Raw genomic sequence first — 23,782 nt, 5'->3', positions numbered from 1 at the left:
CTTCCTCCATCAACCGTTTTTTATCAAGGTCTCGAATGTCGTTTTATCACAGGAACGAACCAATTTCCCTATCAGTTCACGGGCAGCGGCATAATCATCAATATGAATCATGGATGCATGTGTATGAATATAGCGGGAACAAATGCCAATCACCCCGCTTGGAATGCCTTCGTTTGCAATATGGACTTGCCCTGCATCCGTGCCGCCCTGGGAAACGAAATATTGATACGGAATCTCATTCGACTCGGCCGTATCAAGGATGAATTCCCTCATGCCGCGATGGGTAACCATCGAACGATCAAAAATGCGGAGCAGTGCCCCTTTTCCCAACTGGCCAAATTCACTTTTACTGCCGGACATATCGTTCGCCGGACTTGCATCCAAAGCAAAGAAAAGATCCGGTTTGATCATATGAGCTGCAGTTTGCGCACCCCGTAATCCCACTTCCTCCTGGACGGTTGCCCCGGAATATAAGACATTCGGCAGCGTTTCACCTTTTAAATCCTTTAACAATTCAATCGCAAGTCCGCAGCCATAACGATTATCCCACGCTTTTGCGAGGATTTTCTTCTCATTGGCCATCGGCGTGAATGGACAAATCGGTACAATCTGCTGACCGGGCTTAATACCGATTCTCTTCACATCTTCTTTATCATCCGCCCCAATATCAATCAGCATATTTTTGATATCCATTGGTTTTGAGCGTTGCGATTCATCAAGCAAATGGGGCGGAATCGAACCGATGACACCAATGACCGGACCGTTATCGGTTATGATCTCGACTCTTTGGGCCAAAAGCACTTGGCTCCACCAGCCTCCTAGGGTCTGAAAGCGAATCATTCCATTTTCAGTTACGGATGTGACCATGAATCCCACTTCATCCATGTGCCCGGCAACCAGGACGGTAGGCCCATCCTCATTGCCTCTTTTTACGCCAAATATTCCGCCAAGGCGATCTTGGACGATTTCATCCGAATACTTTTCCAACTCACTCTTCATGAAACTCCGAACTGCATGTTCATTTCCCGAGGCTCCCGGTAATTCCGTCAATGTTTTAAAAAGCTCCAAAGTCTCATGATTCATTTTTCTACCCCTAACTATGTATTGTTTCTTTCTATTTTACAAAACTTAGCATCATGTTACACTAGAAAGTTCTAATTTATCAGTTTATGGGTAAAATTTCAAATTATTAGTCAAATAAAGTGTTCTTCTGTATACTAGAAGAAGTGATTTTATAAAATGCAATGGAGGAGAAATCAATGAATTGGAAAACGTTTTTACTAGGTACTGCAGCCGGGTTTGCTGCTGGCTATGCAACAAAACAATTATTGGATCAATCAAGTAAACCTTCTCCCGATAAAGTCTTGGCCCAAGTGAAGGAAACAGTCAAAAAGGACGGAAATATATATGGCTCATGGATCTTGATGAAGCCGGAGAACTATACAAAAAACGATTTGGACTATGAAGTGTACAAAGGCGGGATCACCAGAAATACAGAGGGTAAACGCGAGCAATTCGAATTTGTTGCAGATGCCTCGACAGGAACGATATTGGAGCTTAATGCACAAAATGATTGAAACAAAAAAAGGAGGGCCGTCAAGATGACGTCCTCCTTTTGCTTTCCTTCTTAACGCTTCCGTTTCAATTCGGCTAGTATCTCCTTACCCGTTGCATCCCATTTGATGGCACAGTATTGGGCATCATGGTAAAAGCTATACCAGGACCCATTTTCCAGTCCGGATTTCATCCACTTTTCCTTCGCCTCGATGGAAGTCATGGGATAATCATCATAAGCGAGGACCCAGAGGACATTCGCATGCGCGTGCGTCGGCATGATATCTGCCATGTGGATCAATCTATCCCCGCCATCTTCCATGATGATGATCGCATGTCCATCACTATGCCCCCCGGTATGGATCATTTTAATGCCAGCCGTAATTTCCTGTTCCCCTTCAAAAGGACGTACAAGAGAAGCGACAGCCTCCCAGTTTTCTGCCCAATATGTACTTTTTGAACGAATATTCGGGTTTTTCATTTCCGCCCATTCCGTTTTGGTCGTGATGATTTCTGCACGCTCGAAAACAGGCACCCAAGTTTCACCTTCACGTTTCGTCAACCCGCAGGCATGATCGAAATGTAGATGGGTCATTAAAATGTAATCGATATCATTTGGCTGAATCCCAAGTCTGCCCAGATCTTCGACAAGATTGGATTCCTCCGTCACCCCAAAATTCCGTTTCTGCTTGTCATTCATCTTTCCATTGCCAATACCGGAATCTATAAGCATATTCAATCCATTGGCCTGCACCAAAATCGGATCCGTACGTAACTCGATTTGGTTATTTTCGTTAACGGGATACTTCTTGGACCAAAGCGGTTTCGGTACAACACCGAACATCGCACCGCCATCCAAGTGTGTCACACCGCCATTCAACCATGTTAATTTTATTTCCCCTATTTGCATCGTTTCCATTTTACCCCTCCTCTGCCTTTAGTTTAACACCCGCTTCCATATATTGAAATTGATAACAATCAAGTCATCCCGTAAATCATAAACAAAAAAACCAGATGCTGTGCACCTGGTTTCTGATCGTTGATTATTGGAACATTGCTTCCAATCGGTATATCCGATTGCCTTTACTCGAGAACTTTTCTTCATATTCAGTCATGATGTTGCCTTCAAAACTGCTGTTATGCAAATCAAGGCTTACAAATTTCAAGAGCATGCCGTATTCGGAAATACTTTTCAAGGAAGATTCGAATAACCCTTGATTATCCGTCTTGAAGTGAATCTCGCCTTTGTCCGGCAGGATGCCTTCATATACTTCGAGGAATGTCTTATATGTTAATCGACGTTTTGCATGACGTGATTTCGGCCATGGATCAGAGAAATTCAAGTAGACGCGATCCACGTCACCTTTTGCAAAATAGTCCCCTAAGTTCGCTGCGTCAACATTCAACAGCTTTAAATTTGGAACATCCGCTTCAATCAGCAAGTCCAATGCTGCGACAATGACGCTTCCATATACTTCAATTCCAATGAAATTCACATCAGGATGGGCCTTTGCCATTTCTGTGATGAAACGGCCTTTTCCCGTACCCACTTCAATATATAACGGATTATCGTTTCCGAAAACTTCATGCCATTTACCTTTATGGCTCACTGGCTGCTGAATTACATATTGTGGAAAATCATTCAAACGGTCTTCAGCCCAAGGTTTATTTCTTAAACGCATGATGACACCCCTATTTATAATATAATCGTTCAAACCATAACACGAGTGTATGGATTCCTGCAAGTTGATTTTTTCAGGAAACACCCACTGATCAAATAAAAAAACTGCCGGCCATCCAGGCGACAGTCACTGTAGTTTTCATGTATAAAACTTTCAGCAAAACACACCATAAATAAGTGAAGGGCAGGCGGGTACCACCTGGGAATCCCTTGAATCCATGTTTAAGAAAGGAGAGGTATTATATGCCGCTTTCCCATGAACACCAAATGTCACTATTGAAAGATATATTGACCAACCATCAAACAGACTGCTGCGGATCCGTTTCTGAATGTGAACAGGTTGAAAGGCTCGTCAAATCCTTAATGATCAATATGGAAATTGACAGCAATGTGAAAACGATACTGACGGAGATTTACGAATACAGTCAGACGGGCATCGGTACCGCCGATTTAGATGCACATATTTCAACCCACCAGAACGACCTGTCCCAGTGGGTGGATGATATAGATCAATTCTGATCAGCTGAACATCAATAACGCTTCCAGTTTTTGCAGTAATTCATTTCTTTCCTCGTACCGCTTCCTGCGATGATGCCATTGGATGGAAAGCACAAGTTGTGAAACCGTGTGCCATTTCATCCTCATCTCCAGGCCTGCGTCAAGCTTCTTGCCGTAACGGGCAAGCCATTGATTCCATTCTTCCCTTGGGACATATGAATACAGGAGTATGCCGAGGTCAATGGCCGGATCGCCTATGACCGCTCCGTCCCAATCAATCAGGAACAAACCGTCCGTTTCTGTCATGAGCCAATTATTGTGGTTCACATCACAATGACAGACGACTTTTTCGTCGCATTCAATCAACAGGAGATTGTTCTGTAAAAAATGGATGGCCTGTTTGATAATCGGAATGTCCGTAACATCCGAAGATAACCCGGTTTCTATGTCTGTAAGTATACTTTCAGGTCGTAAAGGGGATTTCCCAAGCCTTTTGAGCATGCTTAACAAAGGATCGGATTGATGAATTTTTTGAAGCAGCTTTGCGACTCTTATATTGTTCATTTCCTGCTGAGATAGCTCCCTGCCTTCCATCCAATGCTGGGCCGTAATTACATCCCCATTTTCCAGGCGTTTTGTCCACATTAACTTTGGAACAATGCCCTCAGCTGAAAGAACAGCTAAAAATGGCGATGAATTTCGTTTAAGGAAAAGCTTCTGCCCCTCTTTCTCGGCAATAAAGGCTTCTCCCGTAGCTCCTCCAGCAGGGGATATATCCCACTCCTGACCTAATAAATGTTCCAACTGGTTCACCTTCGATTTCCTCGCTTAATCATACAAATGTGGGTACGTTCACCTAGTGTATGTATTACCACTACTTTGAGTCCATGTTTTATAAAAAATCCGCCTGCTGGCGAAGCTGCATATATACTTGCATCGGGATGATACCCGCAATTAAAAACATCCTCATTTTAGAGAAATAAAAAAATAGCTATTGAGCAATTAAACAATAGCCATAAATTAAATTTTAGTTGAAAAACGGTTTCTTCGTCAAGTACTATAAAACGATTATACGCATAAAACAAAAACAAATAAATCATTTCATATTTTTGTGTCGGTTATCAGCCTGTAACATGACGCGCAATTTCTCTTTCAGAACCACTGCAGCTACTTCGTTCCTACCAACAATTTCCCCATCAGACTGGATTTTCACTGACCCTTCATTCTTCATTTTTATCATTTTACCGGAAAAAGAATCAACATTTTTAATGTTCAGGTGACCGCCCCATAAAACGGTGATGAAGACGGTCAATAATTTCAACAAAGGAATATCATGGACCGCAATCACGTTCAACCTGCCATCATCCAGCTTCGACATCGGTGAAATTTTCATCCCACCGCCAAAATAGGACTGGTTCGCAATAACGATGAACCAAACCTTTTTCAAAAGATGCCGGTCTCCATCAATGATCAATTCCATGCAGCCGGGCTTGTAAGTCACTATCTTTTTTATAAAAATGAACAGATAAATTAATTTACCCGCTCTGACAAAATTAAACCATTTTTTCAGAGGGGAACGCTCCGCTTCATCGGAAATTTCAGCATCAATGCCCATTCCCAGGCTGTTCACGAAATACCCCATCTTGCCATTCGTCTCGAACTGTCCGATATCAATGGCACTAAAGGCATTATCCTGAAATAAAGAAAGAGCTTCTTCCACACTCTCGGTTTTTTGAATGCCCCTTACATAATCATTACCGGATCCAGCCGCAAGGGAGCCGATGATAGCGTGGGGGAAACCTATGGCGCCATTTATCATTTCATTGATCGTGCCATCTCCCCCGACAGCGATCATCCGGGTATCCTGCTTAGTCCCTGATAGGATCTCCTTCGTCAATCTTAGCGCATGCCCCTTTTCCCGTGTAAAAAACACCTCATGGGGAACAGCTTTTGATTGCAGTATTTTCTCGGCTTTTTTCCAAACCTTCAAACTCTCTCCATTTCCTGCCATTGGATTGACAATGAAATACACCGTTTCTTTAAGGTGCGGCATGCTGATTTCCATCCGTTTGGTTATACTCCGCTTCCCATTCAGGTCGCAGGCTGGATGTAGTTTGGCAATATTCAAGCAGAGCCTGTGCCCCTTTTAACTGCTGTGCCTTGAGCGGAGACGATATGGCCCGCATCCTTTCGAACCATTCTGGGAAGGTCCGTTTATCCAATATCGTAATATCATAAGGGGCTTCGGGATAATCGACATATCCATTCCGGGATAAAATCACCTTTTTAATCGGCATGTTCACTCCATATAGCTCAAATAACTGGGAGACGATGTTCGTCATCCGATTTGCACCAAGCAAAGGATTGAGCACTTTTTTGTCAGGATGCTTATGATGCCTGCGGACCCAGAATCGTTCACTTGACCCGATGAAAGCAGCGTCTTCTTCCGCTTCCAGAAACGTGATGCACCAAGCATCAACCGGGGTCAATAAAATGACTTCGACTTCAACAGGCGCATTTTTCAAAAGAAAGATAGGTTTATATAATACAAGAAACGTATCCGGAAAACGCTGCAGAAAAAAGCGGAGCCTCTCATCCAAAAAGAATGATTGGTCCACAAATGACTTTTCACGAAGCGTCGAACTCCCCCATTTCATTTGAAAACGAAGCAATTGATTTAAAAAATTTTGCTTTAATTCATCGAGACTGGCTGGCCGGAACGGAAATCTTAATGAAAAAACATTAGGATCTTCAATCTGTTTCGGCATTGGCAGTTCTTCCGCCTCTGACTCCTGTTTACCTGTCCGGCGGAATATGTCTTTCACCTTTTTAAACAGGCGCTTCGAATCTTCCTGAGGCGGATCAAGTTTGACCTGTGTTTTACTTTCAGTATGTTCGCTATACAACCGATCTAGCTCACCCGCATTATAAGCAGCCTTCAATCTATCCCATTGCTGTTTTTTCAACCGTGCAAATTGTGTAGGATAACGATAAATATCCTGCTCATACCGGGAAATATAATCTTGCATCTTTATGAGCTGTGCCATTCGACCACCACCCATCTCTCTATTTTTGGAGGTTTATCGTGAAAATCTTCTCGTATGAAGGGGAAGCTCCAAGATGTGTTTGATATAACGCAACTTGATCTGCTTCAAAATGCATATCCTGCACATTCGCCATCTGGCGAACGCCCTCCAGCGAAAAGGGATTATCCCCCTCGAATTTTCTTGCCAGTGTAATATGAGGCTTAAACGGCTTCTTATCAAGTTCAAAACCCGCTTCGATACAGGAATTATAGACTTTCCTTTGAATGGCAAAAAGCCTTTCTTGCTGCTTGACGCCTGCCCATAGAATCCTTGGACTGTCACTCTTGCCGAAACCGCCAATATCGCCGAGTTCCAAGCCGAATGAAGCCTCATTGGCAAGCACGCTTCCCACACGCCCCACAGCATCCTCTTTCAATGTATCGGGAGCATTCCCCAAAAATGCCATCGTAATATGATAATCGGCTGGATGCAGCCATTTCTTAAATGGAAAGCCTGGCTTTAGTTGTTCCGTAACAGCATTTAAATAGGCCTTAATATCATCAGGCAATACTAAAGCAAAGAAAAAATGAGTATTCATGTTCATTTCCATTCCTTCCTGTTTTCCCTTTAATTTTACCATAATTCCCATTGCCTATACCCTTTCTTGGGCCTCCTAATCCCCACAGGAATATTCCCCAATCTACCATACTATGAAAAAAGCCCATGACGGATCATACGCAGTTCCTGGATGTATTTTTTTCAGCTGTGGGTCGATTATAGAAAAATACAGCAAAAAAGGACCAAAAATCGGTCCTCCCCTGCCATTTCCATGTTAGCTGAACAGTGTTTCGTAAAGCAGGAACAAGTTCAGTCCAATGATAAGTACAGCTATAAGCCAAGCGGCGCCCGAGGTGATTTTATGGTTGACCAGGCTGCCCATGATTTTTTTATTACTTGTAAACATGATCAATGGCACTAAGGCAAACGCGATGCCAAACGAGAGGACAACTTGGCTCATCACAAGCGCTTTGGATGGATTCACTCCCCATAATATTATGAGCAGGGGCGGGACGGTAGTAATGACCCTTCTTAAATAAATCGGAATATGTCTTTTAATGAATCCTTGCATGACAACATCACCTGTCATTACACCAACGGATGAGCTCGATAAACCGGCAAATAATAATCCTATTCCAAAGAACATCGCGACTGATGGTCCAAGCATGGCCCCGAATTGTTGATAGGCAACATCCAAGTCCTCCACTAGTGCTCCATTCTTATGAAATAGGGCAGCTGAAACGATGACCATGGCGGCATTGATCGCACCTGCAATCAGCATGGCGATGACAATGTCAATTAGCTCAAAACGATAAATCCTTTTTCTTTCCAAATCATTTACTCCGACTATCCTTCTTTGAGTCAAAGAGGAATGAAGGTATATCGCATGTGGCATAACGGTGGCTCCAAGCATACCGGCCGATAGTAAAATGCTGTCCACTCCGTCGAATTTCGGAGTGAAGAGTCCTAAAACAACGGCTGAAGTGTCAGGTTTTGCATAAAAAACTTGAGCGCCAAAAGCTATCACAACGACAAATATCATGACCGTGATCAGGGCTTCGAATGTCCGGTAACCCCTGCGCTGGATTTCCAGAATGGCAAAGGAACCAATCGCTGCAATGATTGCCGATGTGATTAACGGTAAGTCAAATAGTAAATAAATCCCTAGTGCGGCTCCTATGAATTCAGCTAGGTCGGTTGCCATTATAACGGCTTCAGCCTGAATCCATAATAAGAAAGATGTTTTTTTCGAAAATTTTTCCCTGCATAGCTCCGGAAGGTTCTTTCCAGTGGCAATCCCCAATTTAGCTGATAGTGATTGGATTAGCACAGCCATTAAATTGGATGCGAAGATAACCCATAATAGCGTATAGCCATATTTTGATCCGGCTGTAATATTGGTCGCATAATTCCCTGGATCAATATAGGCCACAGCTGCTATGAAGGCAGGCCCTAGATAGGGAAGCAGTTTTTTTATTCCTCTCGAAGAAGATTGATGCAACACGTCGGACATATCTATTTCTACTCCTTTTTACACGCAACTCAAATTGTTGCAATAGGTAAACTTTTTAGGTTATTAGCAAGTATATTCCTGGTTTTTTAAAATGTCAAAAGAGAGGATTGCATATCGATGTAATTAACGTGATCGGGAATTCGGGGAAGGCCATCTCGCTTCCGGCTACACAGATAAAAAAACCCCCTTGCCATTAGTGGCAAAGGGGCATTCCTCTATTTAACGGAACCGCATTGCTTCTCGATTTCCTCGGAAAACAGTTTCTGCAGTCTTTGAGTTATCGGACCGGGTTCCCCGGCTGCAATCGATTGGCCATCGATATTAATGATGGGTGTCACTTCGACGCTAGTGCTTGTATAAAGAACTTCATCGGCTGCCATCATGTCCTCGACCGTGAAGGCTTCTTCGACATAGGGAATCCCATGATCAGCGCAAAGCTTCAGCATCACCTGACGGGTAATTCCATTCAGGATCAAGTTTGTGGCCGGATGCGTTTTAAGTTGACCATCCACCACGATTGAGACATTTGATGAACTTCCCTCCGTCACCGTACCATCACGATGCTGGATCGCTTCATCACAGCCGGCTTCCACAGCTTGCTGTTTAGCCATTATATTTCCCAGTAGATTTAAACTCTTGATATTACAGCGCAGCCAGCGTATATCGTCGGTGGTAACAGCATTGACCCCTGGCTTCATTTTGCCTGTATAAGGCATTTCCTTTGTATAGGCGACAAAGACCGGTTCCACCTCTGCAGTTGGAAAAGAGTGTGTACGCGCAGATACTCCTCTTGTCAGCTGCATATAGACGATACCGTCCTTCAGTTGATTTTCAGCGATCAGCTCTTTCATGCGGGTTTTGATTTCCGCTATGGTAAAGGGAACTTTCATCTGAATCAACTTCGCACTGTCGATCAGCCGGTTCAGATGCATATCCTCCGTAAATAATTCGCCATTATAAACCCGAATGACTTCATAGACGCCATCACCGAATTGATATCCCCGGTCTTCAATATCTACCTTTACTTCGGACCTGCTTTTAAGGTCGCCGTTAAAAATGATTTTTCCCATGTCTTTCTCCCTCTTTGCCTCTTATTTAGCCAATTCATGAATGGCACGTGCATAAATGGACGTAGCCTTAAGCATATCCTCAATATCAATATATTCATCTTTCTGATGCGCAATGTCTTCGCTGCCTGGGAAAAGCGGTCCAAATGCAACGCCTTCTTTCAATGAACGGGCATATGTGCCGCCGCCAATCGAAAGAAGCTCGGCTTTATCACCTGTCTCCGCTTCATACACTTCCTGCAACGTCTTGATCAAGAAGCTTTCACTGTCCACATAATGCGGAGTTGAATGCGAATTGGTCTTCACTTTCAAATTATATGCCGCAAGCCTTTCTTCCAGCGCCGCCTTTTGCTGTTCCCACTCAAACGTGACCGGATAACGCATGCTGAAACCGATCGAGCTGTCGCCTTGTTTAGAATAATTGAAAACGCCGGCATTGATCGTCAATTCTCCTGTTTGCTCATCCGAATACGCCACACCTAAATTATTTCCGCGGGAATCTTCGAACAAACGATCCTTGATGAAAGTGAAGTAGGCTTTCGCATGCGGATCAAGAGTGAGATCAGCTAAAAATACGGCTAAATGCAGACCTGCATTTCTTCCGTTGTTCGGCTCCATCGCGTGTGCCGAAACACCATTCATTTCAAGCAGCACTTGATTTTTTTGCGGAACGGCTTGCCCCTCCAATGAGTACTTTTGCAAATAATCCTGATAGTTTGCAGCCACTTCAGCAGTGTTGTCCGTTTCCACAATAGCCGTCGCAAAATCCGGTACCATATTCGTCCTTCGACCTGAAGAAAACTCGATGACATTCACGTCTGAGTTCGTGCCATTTCCTGCATCGGCAGGATGGATAACCGAGAAATCCCAGATTCCTTTTTCCGCACTGATGATCGGGAAGTCAGCATCTGGTGCGAAGCCGATCGAAGGCATTTCCTCCACTTCAAAGTACCGGTCAACGCAGCGCCAATTCGATTCTTCATCGGTTCCAATGATCATCCTTACACGTTTGTTCAAAGGTTCTCCTAGCTCCCGGACCAGCTTCATCGCATGATAGGCAGCCATAGTCGGCCCTTTATCATCGATTGCCCCACGGGCATATATGCGGCCATTGCGGATTTCAGCTCCAAACGGATCCGAACTCCAGCCATCTCCCTCTGGTACCACGTCGACATGGCATAAAATCCCGATTAACTCCTCGCCTTCCCCCATTTCGATATGACCAGCGACATTATCGACATTTTTCACAGTAAAACCGTCTTTTTCGCCTAATTGAAGCATGAAATCAAGCGCTTCCTTCACCCCTTTACCGAGTGGGGCCTCCTCTGTCGGGTGTTCTTCATCAAGTACACTTTTTATTTTCAATAAGTTTTGTGTGTCCAGTAATAAGTCCATTTTCCGTTTTTCAACTTCTTCTCGCCAATTCAATTCACTCAAAATATGACAACTCCTCTTTTATATATATTTTTCATTTTATCACTTTTACTACCACATTCGCCAAGCCTTGCTACCTATTCTTCGTATTCCCGAATTATTACTAACATCAAACTACCGATAAAATTCCTTACAAAAATAAAAAAACACCCTCTTTTATTAAAAAGAGGATGATTTCATTAGACTATCGTCATTCATTAACACTGTTACTTTTCTGTTCAGTCTTGGAATATATAATGCTAAAAACAAAGAACGTCCTAAACTGAAAGCCAGGAATGCAAGCCATAAACCATGATTGCCATGATTGCTGACTGCTGCGTATTGGACTATTAAAAAAGCCATCAGAGCCAGAAGCATAGAGTTCCTTACTGGAACGGCTTCAGTCGCACCGGTAAACACTCCATAAAAAATGAGTCCGATAAAGGCACTGAATGGGAATAGGACTATCCAAAGTCCATATTCATGGGCCAATTCGATGACGCCGGGAATATCCGTGAATAAGAGAATGACCTCATCGCTGAAAAGATAGTAAGATGCGGCAAGTATGAACGAGGCATACAAGCCCCACCGCGCCGATAGTGAGAGTGTTTTTTTATAAAGGTTTATATCTCTCGAACCAATCGCCTTCCCGACCAGAAGACTTGACGCGTTCGCGAAGCCATCAAAGCAATAGGCCATCAGGTAATGGATTTGAATGAGTACGGCATTGGCCGCCAGGGTCTCTGTCCCGAAAGTCGCTCCCTTGGCCGTAAAAAGATTGAAAACCGTGATCAGGCAAATGGTCCTGATGAATAAATCCCTGTTGACCACCATCATTTTTTTCAGGGAAGCCCGATCGAACCCCTCCCGGATTGAAAAAGAATCCGGTACGTTAACCGCTTTCCGGATGACCCACAAGCCCAGTAAAAAAGCGGAAATCTCTGATATCAGTGTAGCGGCAGCAACCCCTGATACAGACCATGAAAAGCCATTAACGAAAACGAGGCATAAGATTATATTCATCACGTTCATGAAAACTTGAATGAACAAAGACGTTTTTATCCTCGATTTCCCCATTAACCAGCCTAAGATGACATAATTCAATAGAGCAAATGGTGCGCCCCATATCCTGATGCCGAAATAATCTGCGGCAAAGGCGGAAACATCCGATTCCGGACCGATTGCGCCTAACGATACATTCAAAATGGGCTTTTGGATCACGATAAAAAGCAGACCGATGATCGCTGCAATGAAAAAAGGCCGAATCAAGGCCATCAGGGTTTGCTTTTCATCCCTTGCCCCTTCCGCTTGTGCAGCGAAAGCAGATGTACTGACCCGAAGAAAACCAAAAAGCCAATACATCGTATTAAAAATTATGGTTCCGACAGCCACACCGCCAATATAAGCGGGATCACTCAACTTTCCAACCACAGCCGTATCGACCGCACCGAGCAAGGGCGTACTCATCGTCGAAATCGTAAGCGGGATGGCCAAGGAAAGATATACTCTGTTATTCATAAAATGATGACCTCCTATGTACATAAAAGTTCTGAAAAGTTAGAATTGGAATGTCGTTATAAAAATTTGTATTCAAAGTACAAAAATATTGCAGTATTTAATTTTAATCACTAGAATTGTACATATGGTGCTCCCCAACATGCAAGAGATGCCTCTACCAGATTACTTGTGGAACGTTTCAAATAGAACGGGTAAAAGCCATTTTAAATCTGGATCATTTACGTATCAAAATTTGAAGATTGAAAGATTGGTATCGCTTTCAACCCGCGGGGGTTATGGGAAGTACATTTTTATCCAGCAAGAAAAAGGCATTTCCCAAGCCGGAAAATAAAATGCTTGACGGATTCCTGAAGGAGTTATAGTATTGCTCGTTGATAATATACCTTTTGAACTATGCTTGAATATATATTCATCGTTATAACAAATAATTAGGAGTGATCATGATGGGAAGATTGACTGATAAAGTAGCCATTATCACTGGCGGAGCATCTGGTATGGGCAGGGAAATGGTAGACCTATTCACAAAAGAAGGAGCACAAGTCATTGCTGCCGATATCAATGAAAAAGCTGTAGCTGCCGTGAATGAACTCGATAACGTCCATGGTACTGTACTTGATGTATCTTCAGACGAAAGCTGGAAAATGGTGACGGATGAAGTTATCGCTAAATTTGGCAAAATCGACATTTTGGTAAACAATGCCGGTATCTTAACGGAAAAAGGCATTAACGATACGACATTGGCCGATTGGCAGCTAATGTTAGGCATCAATGGATTTGGACCATTCCTTGGAATGAAACACGTTGTTCCTCACATGGCTAAAGAAGGGAAAGGCGCAGTTGTAAACATTTCTTCCTTTACAGCTCAAATCGGAATGGGCTTAAACTCTTATTCAGCTTCAAAAGGTGCCGTCCGTGCTATTTCCAAGGCTGCCGCAACGCAATATGGCCGCATGGGCGTCCGTGTCAATGCCGTATTCCCTGGTATCATCGAAACACCGATGACTCAAAAATTAGAAGAATCAAAAGAGTTAGTGAACCAAATGATCAAGGCCACTCCATTACAACGTTTGGGTCAGCCGGCGGATATTGCAAATGCCGTGCTTTATCTAGCATCCGATGAAGCATCATATGTAACTGGTGCCGAGCTTGTCATCGACGGCGGATACTCCGCTCAATAATTAAAGCAGAAATGGAAAATCCCGTTTCTAATACTCAGAAACGGGATTTTCTGATTCAATAAAGAAATTTTGTAAGTTGTAATGAGTTAAGTTAACACACCGATGAAATAGCCAAAAGTCGTAAATACCAAACACCAGCTGAATGCCCCTGCTCCTGCAAAGATAAAGTACTTTCGTTTCCCCATTCCATTCATACCGGAAATGTAACTTGCGAAGTGACGGACTCCTGGAATGAAATAGGCGATGATAATCGTCCATGGACCGTATTTATTGAACCATTTCTCCAATTTTTCCAACCTCGCGGGGGTCATTTTGATCCACTTACCATGCTTCCTCAAAAAAGGCTTCCCCACCTTTTTCCCGATGAAATAACTGACAAGCATCCCGGATATCGAGCCCAGGAAACTGACAAGGAATGCTCCCTGGACATTCAAAACGGAAATGGATGACAAATAGCCGACAAAAGTCATCATGAACTCATCAGGTACCGGCAAGCCAATAATCCCAATCGCCAACAATCCATATATCGCAAAATAACCATAGTTTGATATTAAATCTTTTACTATATCCATCTAAAGTACTCCATCTCAGCACCCTTTATTAAAGTAATCCATTTTCTTTTCTTATGCGGGCCTGGGTAACGTGATTACTTCTTTTTAATAGGATAACCTAATTTAACCCAAATGAGTTGATTTTCAAAAAAAAAAATAGAAAAAAAAGAAGAATGAACACGTTTTTTGTTGAAATACCTGTATGGCAGTTTCCTCATTAAGGATGAAAATCGGCAACAATAAAAGCGGACTCGATACCCGAGTCCGCTTCTTCTTATTTCACAATCTTTATTTCATTGATCGGCCAATACACTAGATTCGCCTTGCCCACGATTTCATCGACGGATATCGTGCCAATTTCACGGCTATCCAAACTATTTTGGCGATTGTCCCCCATAAGGAACAACTGGCCTTCCGGCACTGTCATGCTGCCTGTAATATCTTCGAGCTTGAAGGATTCAGTCAGCGGCACTCCTGATGCCATCTGATTCTTATATTTGTCCAAGTATGGTTCTTCATAAGCTTTCCCATTAATATAAAGCGTATCATCTTTATATTCAATATGGTCACCTGGCAGACCGATAACCCTTTTTATATAATCTTTATCTACCGTTGCATGAAAAACGACAATATCAAACCGGTCTATATTATCGATATTCGTTCCAAACTTGGTAAGAACAATTCTTTCGTGGTCTTGCAGAGTCGGCATCATTGACTCACCGTCCACGACAATCGGTGCAAAAATATACGTTCGAATTAAAAAAGCTAGAATGACTGCAATCAATATCGCTTTTATCCATGAAAAAACTTCTTTTCTTTTTTCCACTCGAAGTCCCTCTCTCTGTTTTTTATTCATGCCATTATAACATAATCCTTTCATGATCACTTCATACAAATACCCACATTTTACACATTATCATTTACTTCCATTTTTCATACTGGATTTCGATGCTTTCCAACTCTATTTCCCTACGCTGCATTTGGGTTGGACAAATCGCATTATATGTACGGACTTTCTCATTAATTTCATCCATTCGTTTCATTAATTCAGATTCAGTTCCATTCATTTTTTTCAATCGAACCAATTCGGCTAGCTCTTCCCGAATTTCTTTTTGCCATTTTATCCAAAGCGGAAGGAAGCCGGCATCCTTGGCCTTCGTCAAGAAGTTGTCATATATATTTCCCGACAGCGCCGACTCCGGAAGCGGTTTACCAAAGCCAGGATTATTCTTCAGCCCGCCTTCTCTTTCATATTCCTTAAAAATTTGATCCATCCAGTTCACATGCCCGTGTTCTTTGCCCATAAACAATCCCCCTTCAGATCACTTGTCATTACATGTTTTTACAATTATAACATTTTTATCAATACCTGCTCCACCCTTGAGGACACTTTCTACTATTATATATGCCTATCTTGCAGCCAAACACATTCAGACATCAAAAAAGGATTCCCCTATTCAGGGAATCCTTGCAGACTGTAGACAAACTCGATGAAAATCGATTTTGTCTACATTTTTTTATGGCTTGTACAATTTGGTCGTTAATTTCCACTCCAGGCACTCGCTTTCCGCGGGCGGTCCGGGAGCCTCCTCGGCTTTCGCCTGCGGGGTCTACCTCGACTCGCTTTTCCCGCAGGAGTCTCGTACCTTCCGTTCCAATCAACTTTGTTTTAATTTTAGATAGAACACTTTTGCCTAGAGCCATTTTTGTTTTAAAATAGAAGTATTCAAACTTGAGGTGATGAGGATGCTTTCTAAACATGTTTCTATTCAGAGAATCCTTTTTGGCCTTCTATTTAACGGTGATTTTCCTTTTTACTTCCGCCTTGTTCTTCGATTTATCCGTAACTGTGTAAGTCAATGTATAGGTTCCTTTTTTCTTCGTATTCACAGTCCCTGTTATTTTGATCTTACTTGTTAAGCTTCCATCAAGATTATCTTTTGCGGATACACCTGATTTAGGATTGAATGTCGAGTTATAGGCAATGGTTTTGCTCTTGGCACCGGAAATGACCGGCTTTGTGCTGTCTACCGTGATCTTTCTTGTGACTGTCGCCGTATTTTTCGATGAATCAGTGATTGTATACTTTAATGTATACGTACCTTTTTTCTTTGTATTCACCGTACCTGTCACCTTTATTTTACTTGTCATGTTGCCATCCAGGTTATCTTTCGCAGATACGCCCGATTTAGGGATGAATGTCGAATAATAGCCAATGGTTTTACTATTGGCTCCCGAGATGACTGGCTTGGTGCCATCTATCGTGATCTTTCTTGTGACCGTCGCCGCATTTTTCGATGAATCTGTGACCGTATACTTCAATGTATAGGTCCCCTTTTTCTTCGTATTGACTGTACCCGTCACTTTGATTTTACTAGTCAAATTTCCATCGGCATTATCCTTGGCACTCACTTTTGTTTTTGGATTGAATGAAGAATTAAGTTTGATGGTTTTGTTCCCGGCACCTGAAATCACAGGCTTGACTTGATCATAAACGGTTATTTTCCTTATGACCTTGGAAACATTCCCAGCTTTGTCAGCTACCGTATAAGTCAAATTATAGGTGCCCACTTTCTTGGTATCGACCTTCCCTTCAACTCGGATGACATTCGTTAAGTCACCATCTTTATCATCCTTCGCCTTTACGCCGGTTTTAGGATTGAAAGTTGAGTTGAATGGAATTGATTTACCGGCAGTCCCTGAAATCACAGGCTTATTCGTATCCTTGACAATCGATGGCCGATTGGAGATGTAAGCTGATGAAACATACCCCTTAATACTCTTGTCTTCCGTTTGTACAGGGTAAAAGACAAATTTATTTCCCTTAGATTCGTGATAGTCAAAATTCCCTGTGATGATCAAGCTTGTATTTGGCGGAACAGTTACTGCACCTGCCGTAGTGCTTATTTCTTTCCTGATATTCGCGCTCGATGTCGTCACCACTCTGTCTCCTGCCCTGAACCAATAAACAGAGTCATGCGTTTGATCTGTCAGGGTGTATTCAAGATTTTTAAAGACGATATTTTCCGTGCTTTCCCGATCATATTGAAAGTCCGAAGTTTTGAATGGATATTTTGCCAGTTTCATATCATTCAAATAACTTTGGTTTTCTATCTCAGCAAAAACTTCCTCTTGGTACGCATTCACATTTATTTTCCCTTTTCCTGGTAAAGGGGACTGTTCACCGGTTTTGTCCCATTGTAAGCCATGACAGGGAAATACCAATTTTCGATGACCCTGCGTCCTGCACCTTTGATCTTGGGCAAATCCCTTCTTGAATACATGCCACTCAGGACCTCGACGCCTGCCCCGATATTGTAGACTATATCATTTTCCAGATTTTTCTGGTCATACCCACTTTTATTGGTAAGCTGCATTAGACCGATGCCGCCATCGTCGGATATAATCGGTTTACCATCCTCATTAAATTGCCTCCAATCCCCGTTTTCCTGCGTAGCCACCGCTTTTACCACTTCAGGGGGGATTTCAGCCTCTATTGCCGCATTCGTCAGTAAGCAGTTGATCTGCTTATGGGAAGGATTTTCATTGGGTTGAATCTCACCGAATGATGAACACGCATTGGTTATTCCAGACTCCGCAAAAGCCTGTCCATTGAACAAACCGAGTGTTAAACAGGTCAGTGCCCCAATCTTCATTAAAGGTATCTTCATCGATCGAACTCCAGTCTATTTATATTTAAATCTATAATAATAGTAACATGATAGACTGGTGATTTCAGGTATAATAAGGTATTTTCTCCTTAAATATCCTTACAGCATAAAAGGAGCTTACCCGCATTACGGAAAGCTCCTTTGTTTTCAAATCACAAAACTATGTATGATGCCGGATCATTCAATCACTTCCACCGTTTCCCTCGGCTTCCTTACAAGGCACATGATACCCGGTATGATGAAGAAGATAAGCGGCCAAACATGAAAAATCGTCAGAATGCCCGTAATGATCAATAAGATTCCGGCTCCCTTCGCCTTGCCGCCCTTTAATAGAAAGATAGCGATCAAACCGCCTGCCAAGGCAATGAACAGCGATATGATCCCCACCCAAAGCATGCCCATGAATAACTTGATTGACATATCTACCTCAGACGAGGAAAACTCAGAATCTGACATTAATGAGTAGTCCATCATTTCTTTCAAATCGATACTGTTGAGATAGACGGCCGCTATGATCGTCACGATTAAAAAAATCGCAGCGATACTCACACCTATGATACTTAATACGTATTCCCATGTCCGTTTCATTTACTTCGCCTCCCTGGAAAAGTCACGTATATATAATACCCAATCTGTGAAGGAATAAAAGACTTTTATTCCTTACTCCTCAAAGTTGAGTGTCCATTTGGTGAAATCGTCCAAATCCGTTTAACGCTCCCCCTGCCTCGCCTTCATTCATCCTTCTTTTTCAATCGTTCATGTAATTCATCTCTTTTATTTTCCAGGTTATTCATTTTTGTCATATGCTTTATAAAGAAACGGACCGCCTTCACAACCATAAAGAATAACAGAACAAGTAGGGCAAGGTAGAATAATTGCCATAAAATATCACCAATATTAAACATGAAGTCACCTCCTGTCCTTTTCCGGCCAATAAAAGCAGTAAGTGAGGGCTTTTCGTACTCCGTGATGTCCCGTAATTAAATGATAACACGATTGGCCCTAACACTGAACGCCAACAATATTAATAGAAGGTGAATAACGACGCCCTCCAAAGGAAATAGACTCTGTTTTTATCAGAGCCTAACAAACATTCCTATTCACGATCAAATCCACCAATTGTTCGACAGACGGTTCTTTCGGCATCATATCAGATGTAAATCCATAGTCTTGAAGTCTATTGCCGGTACTTTCCCCGATCACCCCGATGGAGGCTTGTTTTAGCAGCGCTTCAACATCCATGTCTGCCTTATTCCCATATTGCATCAGCATATCGACTGAATGCCGATTCGAAAATAATACCGTTCCTACAGCTTTCCCATCCAGCATTCTCGGAAAGATTTCAAGGAATCTTTCATCGACAAATTTAGTGATTGATTGAATATAGTCTCCGTCCCCATGTGCCGGATCTCTAAGATCTCTGTTTCGATCCCCAACAACTAACAGTGTTCCGGCATCCGGCATCCCGGATTTGAGCTCGGCCGTCAGACCCCGTTGCTGTAAAGCCTTTTTCGATTTCCTTGATAACACATATAGTTTAGAAGAAATCCGGCGGAAATCAATAGCATGTTCAGTGAGTGAATCCAAGAATCCATGGACACTTTCAGGCGAGGTGAAGAGAATTCGATCATACGAAAGAAAAGTGAGCAGCTGACTTTCTTCTATTTTCACTTTTGCCGCATTCCATTTAGGAAACTCGATGACTTCGCCGCCAAGTTCATACAGCGCTTCCGCCAAGGCACTTTTTGCCGTCCCCGTCCGGGCCACTAAAAACCGTTGTCCATAAAGCGGCTTCTTTTCGAACCATTGCAGTTTTCCCCTTAGTGAAATGATATCCCCGACCAAGGTGATTGCAGGATTGCCAAGCGACCTTCCACTTACCCGTTCGACGATATCATCCAAGGTCCCCTCGACACTTTCCTGTCTTCCATAAGTGCCCCATTGAATGACCAGTGCCGGTGTATTCCCCGGCTTTCCATGATTGATCAAATTTTCGCGGATAGACGGAAGGTTGGCCACACCCATATAAAAGGCAACCGTATCTATACTCACAAGCCCATTCCATATATCCTTCTTCGTTTGATCATGGCCCGTCACCATCGCAAAGGAACGTCCGTAATCCCGATGTGTGACGGGTACTCCTGCGTACATGGATGCAGCAATGCTGGACGTAACCCCCGGAATGACTTCGAATGGGATTCCCTCTTCTTTCAACGATTCCGCTTCCTCCCCGACTCTTCCAAAAACGGCAGGATCACCGCCTTTCAAACGGACGACCCGATGCCCTGCCAGTGCTTTGGAAACAAGCAGCTCATTGATTTCCCCTTGGCTGATGCCAGTAGTATAAGGTGTCTTGCCACAATATATCAATTCACACTCGAAGGCGGCTGCCTCCAACAGTTTGGGATTTAGCAATCTATCATATAAAATGACGTCCGCTTTTTCAATCGCTTTTTGGCCTTTTACGGTAATCAGGCCCACATCACCCGGACCTGCACCAACAAAATAAACCTTGCCCTTGGTCATGCCGCACTCACCCCTATCTGTTTGCCATTCCCTGATAATATTTCACCAGCTCCACCATTGCACTGCCCATCCGTTGATCTTCAGGATAAATGACCCGCTCTATTCCTTCATCGATCACCACCTGCGCCGTTACCTTTCCGACCGCAAGAGCAATTACATCTGATGCAAACAGGCCGATTATCTTATCCTCCACACCTTGTTCACGGACAAATCTCATTAAATTTCGCGGCTGTGGTGCACTCGTGAACACAACCGAATCGATTTTGCCTTCAAGGATTTCCTGGATCAGCTGCTGCATCGTTTCTTTTTCAGGCGCTATATGTTCATATGGCAGGATTTCTTTATGTTCCACTTTTTGTTCATCCAGCCAATTCATCAAAAGAGGCGCCGGATCGCCGTGCAGCTGCAAAGCGACCTTTACACCTCCAGGCAGATGGCCTTCCAGATTGCGAACAAGCCCTGCCGTACTGCCATCATCATCACGGATTAATGGCTGCAGGCCAAGCTTTTTCAGCATATTCACCGTTTTATAGCCCCTAGCTGCAATTTTCATAGACTGCAAAGCCTCTATGAAACGATCTCCCGCTTCCATCTTCACTGCCGTTTTATATAATAATTCCGTCCCCACTCCCGTCGTGAGAATGATCCAATCGAACTCCCCTGCCATCAACCGGGTGACATCCTCTTCCAAATGGGAATCATCAAGGAAAACCGTCCCCTGTGCCGGGCGAACAAGCGGGACTCCCCCAAGATTTTGAACGATTTTACTAAGTTCTTCCGTCTTCCGCGCCCCCAATAAAGCAACGGTCCTGCCATCTAGCTTACTCATCCATGCCCCTCCTATATGTACATTCAATTAAATCCATCTCACCCATTATACAAATTTTCAGTCTTTGAAACTATAAAAAACGGATTCCATATCAAAAACAACGCTTTTTCTTTCTTTTATCTTATATAAATTCAGTGGAAAGATGGATTAGCAGCATTTTGCTTTTCATAAGTCCCGCCCTCATGAGTTTGGAGCAAATACTCGTGAATTTTGGGCTTTTACTCGTGAGTTTGGAGCAAATACTCGTGAGTTTCGGGCTTTTACTCGTGAGTTTCGGGTAAATACTCGTGAGTTTCCAAAAAAGCAAAACATGGACTGCTTCAATTCCCTATCTTATCTTTTCAGTCAATACAAAAAAGCTGCCATCAGGACAGCAATTTTCAATGATTTTCCCTTTGTTAATTCTTATTTATCGCCCTTTGGGCAATATGCTCCTGTTCTTTTTTTACAAAAACATCATATTGAGTGGTTTCATGGCGATTCTGAAAGTTTTCAGTGCCTAAATTCATAGGCGTTTTCGTTTTGAATGGTATCCCTTCCCTTTCCAATTTCGCAACTGCCTTATAATAATTTTCATTCCCGAATGCTGTATAAATACATGTCCAATATTTATAGGAAATTAGTTTGGCAATTACTGCACATGCAATCACGAAGACTAGTATTCCAATCATTATATACATCTTTTAACTCCCTTTCATTTCGGACTTTTTTTGGAAAAGCCATCCTGTACACTATATTCTTTGCCATACATGACATTTCCTTTTTAAGTAAAAAAGGAGACCCCAGTTTCGGATCTCCTTCTTCATCTTCTATTTTTCCTTTACGTTACAAGAACCGTCCGTACAAGCGTCGCCTGTTGCTGGATCATTCACGATCGTAAGCGGATTTTCCTCAGCCCATACTTTTTTTAGCGTATCGAGGAATGCTTCCGTTGGCTGGGCGCCGGAGATTCCATATTTGCGATTAATGACGAAGAATGGGACACCTGTAATTCCTAGCAGGCTTCCTTCTTGCTCATTTCCCCTAACCTCTGCCGTGAATGCCGTTCCTGCCAGCATGGACTCCGTCTCGGACTTTTCAAGGCCAACCTCTTCAGCCAAACTTGCCAATGTAGCGTGATCGCCAATATGTTTGCCTTCCGTAAAGTAAGCTTTAAATAGTCGCTCATTCATTTCTTTCTCTTTACCTTTTGATTCAGCAAAGTGCATCAAGCGGTGGGCATCGAACGAATTCGTTAAGACCACTTTGTCCAAATGATAATCGAGTCCCAATTCTTTGGCCTGTTGAGTCAGGTTTTGGCTGTTCGCTTCCACCTGCGCTTGAGACATGCCGTATTTCTTGGCCAGCATTTCATTTTGAGTCATATTGATATCCCGCTCAGCCTCTGGGTTCAACTCAAAACTGCGAAATGAGACCTCTACCTGATCTTTATTTTCAAACTGCTTTAAAGCCTCTTCGAATCGACGCTTACCTATATAACAGAACGGACATTGATAATCCGACCAAATTTCCACCTTCATGTAAATACCTCCTCATTTTAAATGCAATTGCATTAAGCACATTATATAATCCTGGGTATCCTCTTGCAAGGATATTAGCCCAGACACTCATTTTCAAAATTGGTGAAGTCGACTTTTTTCATGAATTCTTCCAATGTATAGCCCTTTAGCAGGCGCAATGTTTCCTTTTCGGCTTCGTTCATGATTTCCTCCAAAGCCGTATCTAGCTGCTTCCCGACTTCACCGCATTCGCTCGTTTCCATACAAACAAGACATTCCGGCCGTACCGCTTGATACACATCCGCCAAAGTAAGCTGAGAGGCAGGCACCTTCAGACTATAACCGCCTTCCCTTCCTTCCTTTGTTTCGACGATCCCCTCAGCTGCAAGCTGTGCCATCACCCTTCTTAAAAAAGTGGCGTGTGACTTCACCTTTAAGGCGATTGCCGAACTTGTCAGGAGCTTTTCGCTTTGTGCGAGCCAAACCAAAGAGTGAACGGCAATGGCAAAGCGCGGCGGACCAATTTGATTGTTTCGATTACTTGAAGACAAGATTATCCCCCCTTACACTCTTATCCATGGTAAGGCCATTATACTATGTTACGTGCTCCCGAACAAATGGCGCCATTTCTCGATTTTCCGCCCGCAGCGCACGATTTTACGTCCGTTTCCGGGTTCCGCTAAATAATGTCCCCCTTTCG

Annotated in this window: 26 protein-coding genes; 3 read left to right on the top strand and 23 right to left on the bottom strand. The window is 43.0% G+C overall.

What is annotated here, in order from left to right:
- Positions 1 to 9: 9 nt before the first annotated feature.
- Positions 10 to 1,083, bottom strand: coding sequence for a M42 family metallopeptidase (locus AC1DIV_RS03855; protein WP_053535952.1), 1,074 nt, complete (start codon positions 1,081 to 1,083; stop codon positions 10 to 12).
- Positions 1,084 to 1,259: 176 nt separating this feature from the next.
- Here AC1DIV_RS03855 and AC1DIV_RS03850 point away from each other — a divergent pair, with 176 nt between their 5' ends.
- Positions 1,260 to 1,577, top strand: coding sequence for a PepSY domain-containing protein (locus AC1DIV_RS03850; protein ID WP_076364628.1), 318 nt, complete (start codon positions 1,260 to 1,262; stop codon positions 1,575 to 1,577).
- A 50-nt stretch (positions 1,578 to 1,627) separates the two neighbouring features.
- Here AC1DIV_RS03850 and AC1DIV_RS03845 read toward each other — a convergent pair whose 3' ends face one another.
- Together AC1DIV_RS03845 and trmB are read right to left on the bottom strand one after the other, a co-directional pair.
- The gene (locus AC1DIV_RS03845; RefSeq protein WP_340877205.1) at positions 1,628 to 2,473 is read right to left on the bottom strand and encodes a YtnP family quorum-quenching lactonase; all 846 of its coding nucleotides are present in this window, start codon (positions 2,471 to 2,473) and stop codon (positions 1,628 to 1,630) included.
- Positions 2,474 to 2,597: 124 nt separating this feature from the next.
- Positions 2,598 to 3,236 carry a tRNA (guanosine(46)-N7)-methyltransferase TrmB gene (gene trmB, locus AC1DIV_RS03840; protein ID WP_034309290.1) on the bottom strand — a complete coding sequence of 213 codons (639 nt, stop codon included), beginning with the start codon at positions 3,234 to 3,236 and terminating at the stop codon, positions 2,598 to 2,600.
- Between the two features lie 242 nt (positions 3,237 to 3,478).
- Between trmB and AC1DIV_RS03835 the strand changes: the two genes are divergently transcribed.
- Positions 3,479 to 3,754, top strand: coding sequence for a YtzH-like family protein (locus tag AC1DIV_RS03835; protein ID WP_034309293.1), 276 nt, complete (start codon positions 3,479 to 3,481; stop codon positions 3,752 to 3,754).
- Here AC1DIV_RS03835 and AC1DIV_RS03830 read toward each other — a convergent pair whose 3' ends face one another.
- The 8 genes from AC1DIV_RS03830 to AC1DIV_RS03795 form a co-directional block, all read right to left on the bottom strand.
- The gene (locus AC1DIV_RS03830) at positions 3,755 to 4,537 is read right to left on the bottom strand and encodes a phosphotransferase family protein (protein ID WP_048682303.1); all 783 of its coding nucleotides are present in this window, start codon (positions 4,535 to 4,537) and stop codon (positions 3,755 to 3,757) included.
- 292 nt (positions 4,538 to 4,829) lie between these two features.
- A complete protein-coding gene (locus AC1DIV_RS03825; RefSeq protein ID WP_340877206.1) occupies positions 4,830 to 5,861 on the bottom strand; it encodes a diacylglycerol/lipid kinase family protein in 1,032 nt (343 codons plus the stop codon).
- Positions 5,773 to 6,780, bottom strand: a complete 1,008-nt coding sequence (locus AC1DIV_RS03820; protein WP_340877207.1) for an NERD domain-containing protein — start codon at positions 6,778 to 6,780, stop codon at positions 5,773 to 5,775. The genes AC1DIV_RS03825 and AC1DIV_RS03820 overlap by 89 nt, the downstream gene beginning before the upstream one ends.
- Positions 6,781 to 6,799: 19 nt before the next feature.
- Positions 6,800 to 7,408, bottom strand: a complete 609-nt coding sequence (thpR, locus tag AC1DIV_RS03815; RefSeq protein ID WP_340877208.1) for an RNA 2',3'-cyclic phosphodiesterase — start codon at positions 7,406 to 7,408, stop codon at positions 6,800 to 6,802.
- A gap of 183 nt (positions 7,409 to 7,591) precedes the next feature.
- A complete protein-coding gene (locus AC1DIV_RS03810) occupies positions 7,592 to 8,830 on the bottom strand; it encodes an Nramp family divalent metal transporter (protein ID WP_340877209.1) in 1,239 nt (412 codons plus the stop codon).
- Positions 8,831 to 9,045: 215 nt separating this feature from the next.
- A complete protein-coding gene (gene dat / locus AC1DIV_RS03805; protein ID WP_340877210.1) occupies positions 9,046 to 9,900 on the bottom strand; it encodes a D-amino-acid transaminase in 855 nt (284 codons plus the stop codon).
- A 21-nt stretch (positions 9,901 to 9,921) separates the two neighbouring features.
- A complete protein-coding gene (gene pepV / locus AC1DIV_RS03800) occupies positions 9,922 to 11,334 on the bottom strand; it encodes a dipeptidase PepV (protein ID WP_034309301.1) in 1,413 nt (470 codons plus the stop codon).
- A gap of 156 nt (positions 11,335 to 11,490) precedes the next feature.
- On the bottom strand, positions 11,491 to 12,828 hold the full coding sequence (locus AC1DIV_RS03795) for an MATE family efflux transporter (RefSeq protein WP_340877211.1): 1,338 nt from the start codon (positions 12,826 to 12,828) through the stop codon (positions 11,491 to 11,493).
- Between the two features lie 443 nt (positions 12,829 to 13,271).
- On the opposite strand from AC1DIV_RS03795, the gene AC1DIV_RS03790 reads away from it, so the two are divergent.
- On the top strand, positions 13,272 to 14,006 hold the full coding sequence (locus AC1DIV_RS03790) for an SDR family NAD(P)-dependent oxidoreductase (RefSeq protein ID WP_340877212.1): 735 nt from the start codon (positions 13,272 to 13,274) through the stop codon (positions 14,004 to 14,006).
- An 86-nt stretch (positions 14,007 to 14,092) separates the two neighbouring features.
- Here the strand turns inward: AC1DIV_RS03790 and AC1DIV_RS03785 are convergent, their stop codons facing one another.
- From AC1DIV_RS03785 to AC1DIV_RS03730, 12 genes are all read right to left on the bottom strand, one after another.
- Complete coding sequence (locus AC1DIV_RS03785) at positions 14,093 to 14,578, bottom strand: DedA family protein (protein ID WP_034309313.1); 486 nt, start codon at positions 14,576 to 14,578, stop codon at positions 14,093 to 14,095.
- Positions 14,579 to 14,831: 253 nt separating this feature from the next.
- Positions 14,832 to 15,413: a signal peptidase I gene (gene lepB / locus AC1DIV_RS03780; RefSeq protein WP_477575889.1), complete on the bottom strand. Its 582-nt coding sequence runs from the start codon at positions 15,411 to 15,413 to the stop codon at positions 14,832 to 14,834.
- A 64-nt stretch (positions 15,414 to 15,477) separates the two neighbouring features.
- Complete coding sequence (locus AC1DIV_RS03775) at positions 15,478 to 15,861, bottom strand: DnaJ family domain-containing protein (RefSeq protein ID WP_081088687.1); 384 nt, start codon at positions 15,859 to 15,861, stop codon at positions 15,478 to 15,480.
- 487 nt (positions 15,862 to 16,348) lie between these two features.
- Positions 16,349 to 17,704 (bottom strand): immunoglobulin-like domain-containing protein, encoded by a 1,356-nt coding sequence (locus tag AC1DIV_RS03770; protein WP_477575792.1) that lies wholly within the window; start codon positions 17,702 to 17,704, stop codon positions 16,349 to 16,351.
- A 2-nt stretch (positions 17,705 to 17,706) separates the two neighbouring features.
- Positions 17,707 to 18,228 carry a transglycosylase SLT domain-containing protein gene (locus AC1DIV_RS03765; RefSeq protein WP_340877214.1) on the bottom strand — a complete coding sequence of 174 codons (522 nt, stop codon included), beginning with the start codon at positions 18,226 to 18,228 and terminating at the stop codon, positions 17,707 to 17,709.
- A gap of 177 nt (positions 18,229 to 18,405) precedes the next feature.
- A complete protein-coding gene (locus tag AC1DIV_RS03760) occupies positions 18,406 to 18,816 on the bottom strand; it encodes a DUF4064 domain-containing protein (protein WP_251539823.1) in 411 nt (136 codons plus the stop codon).
- A gap of 143 nt (positions 18,817 to 18,959) precedes the next feature.
- Positions 18,960 to 19,133: a hypothetical protein gene (locus AC1DIV_RS03755; protein ID WP_153246136.1), complete on the bottom strand. Its 174-nt coding sequence runs from the start codon at positions 19,131 to 19,133 to the stop codon at positions 18,960 to 18,962.
- A gap of 178 nt (positions 19,134 to 19,311) precedes the next feature.
- Positions 19,312 to 20,754, bottom strand: a complete 1,443-nt coding sequence (gene cobA / locus AC1DIV_RS03750) for a uroporphyrinogen-III C-methyltransferase (RefSeq protein ID WP_477575790.1) — start codon at positions 20,752 to 20,754, stop codon at positions 19,312 to 19,314.
- A 13-nt stretch (positions 20,755 to 20,767) separates the two neighbouring features.
- On the bottom strand, positions 20,768 to 21,583 hold the full coding sequence (locus tag AC1DIV_RS03745) for a uroporphyrinogen-III synthase (RefSeq protein WP_340877217.1): 816 nt from the start codon (positions 21,581 to 21,583) through the stop codon (positions 20,768 to 20,770).
- 398 nt (positions 21,584 to 21,981) lie between these two features.
- Positions 21,982 to 22,263, bottom strand: coding sequence for a hypothetical protein (locus AC1DIV_RS03740; protein WP_134783620.1), 282 nt, complete (start codon positions 22,261 to 22,263; stop codon positions 21,982 to 21,984).
- A 129-nt stretch (positions 22,264 to 22,392) separates the two neighbouring features.
- Entirely contained in the window at positions 22,393 to 23,103 is a 711-nt protein-coding gene (locus AC1DIV_RS03735; protein WP_095394304.1) for a DsbA family oxidoreductase, read from the bottom strand.
- Positions 23,104 to 23,177: 74 nt separating this feature from the next.
- Positions 23,178 to 23,633 carry an RrF2 family transcriptional regulator gene (locus AC1DIV_RS03730; protein WP_340877220.1) on the bottom strand — a complete coding sequence of 152 codons (456 nt, stop codon included), beginning with the start codon at positions 23,631 to 23,633 and terminating at the stop codon, positions 23,178 to 23,180.
- Between the last annotated feature and the right edge of the window lie 149 nt (positions 23,634 to 23,782).

It is taken from the genome of Peribacillus sp. 05N428 (assembly GCF_056397085.1).
Note: the sequence above shows the minus strand (reverse complement) of the source record. Positions and strands in the feature narration are given on the sequence as shown.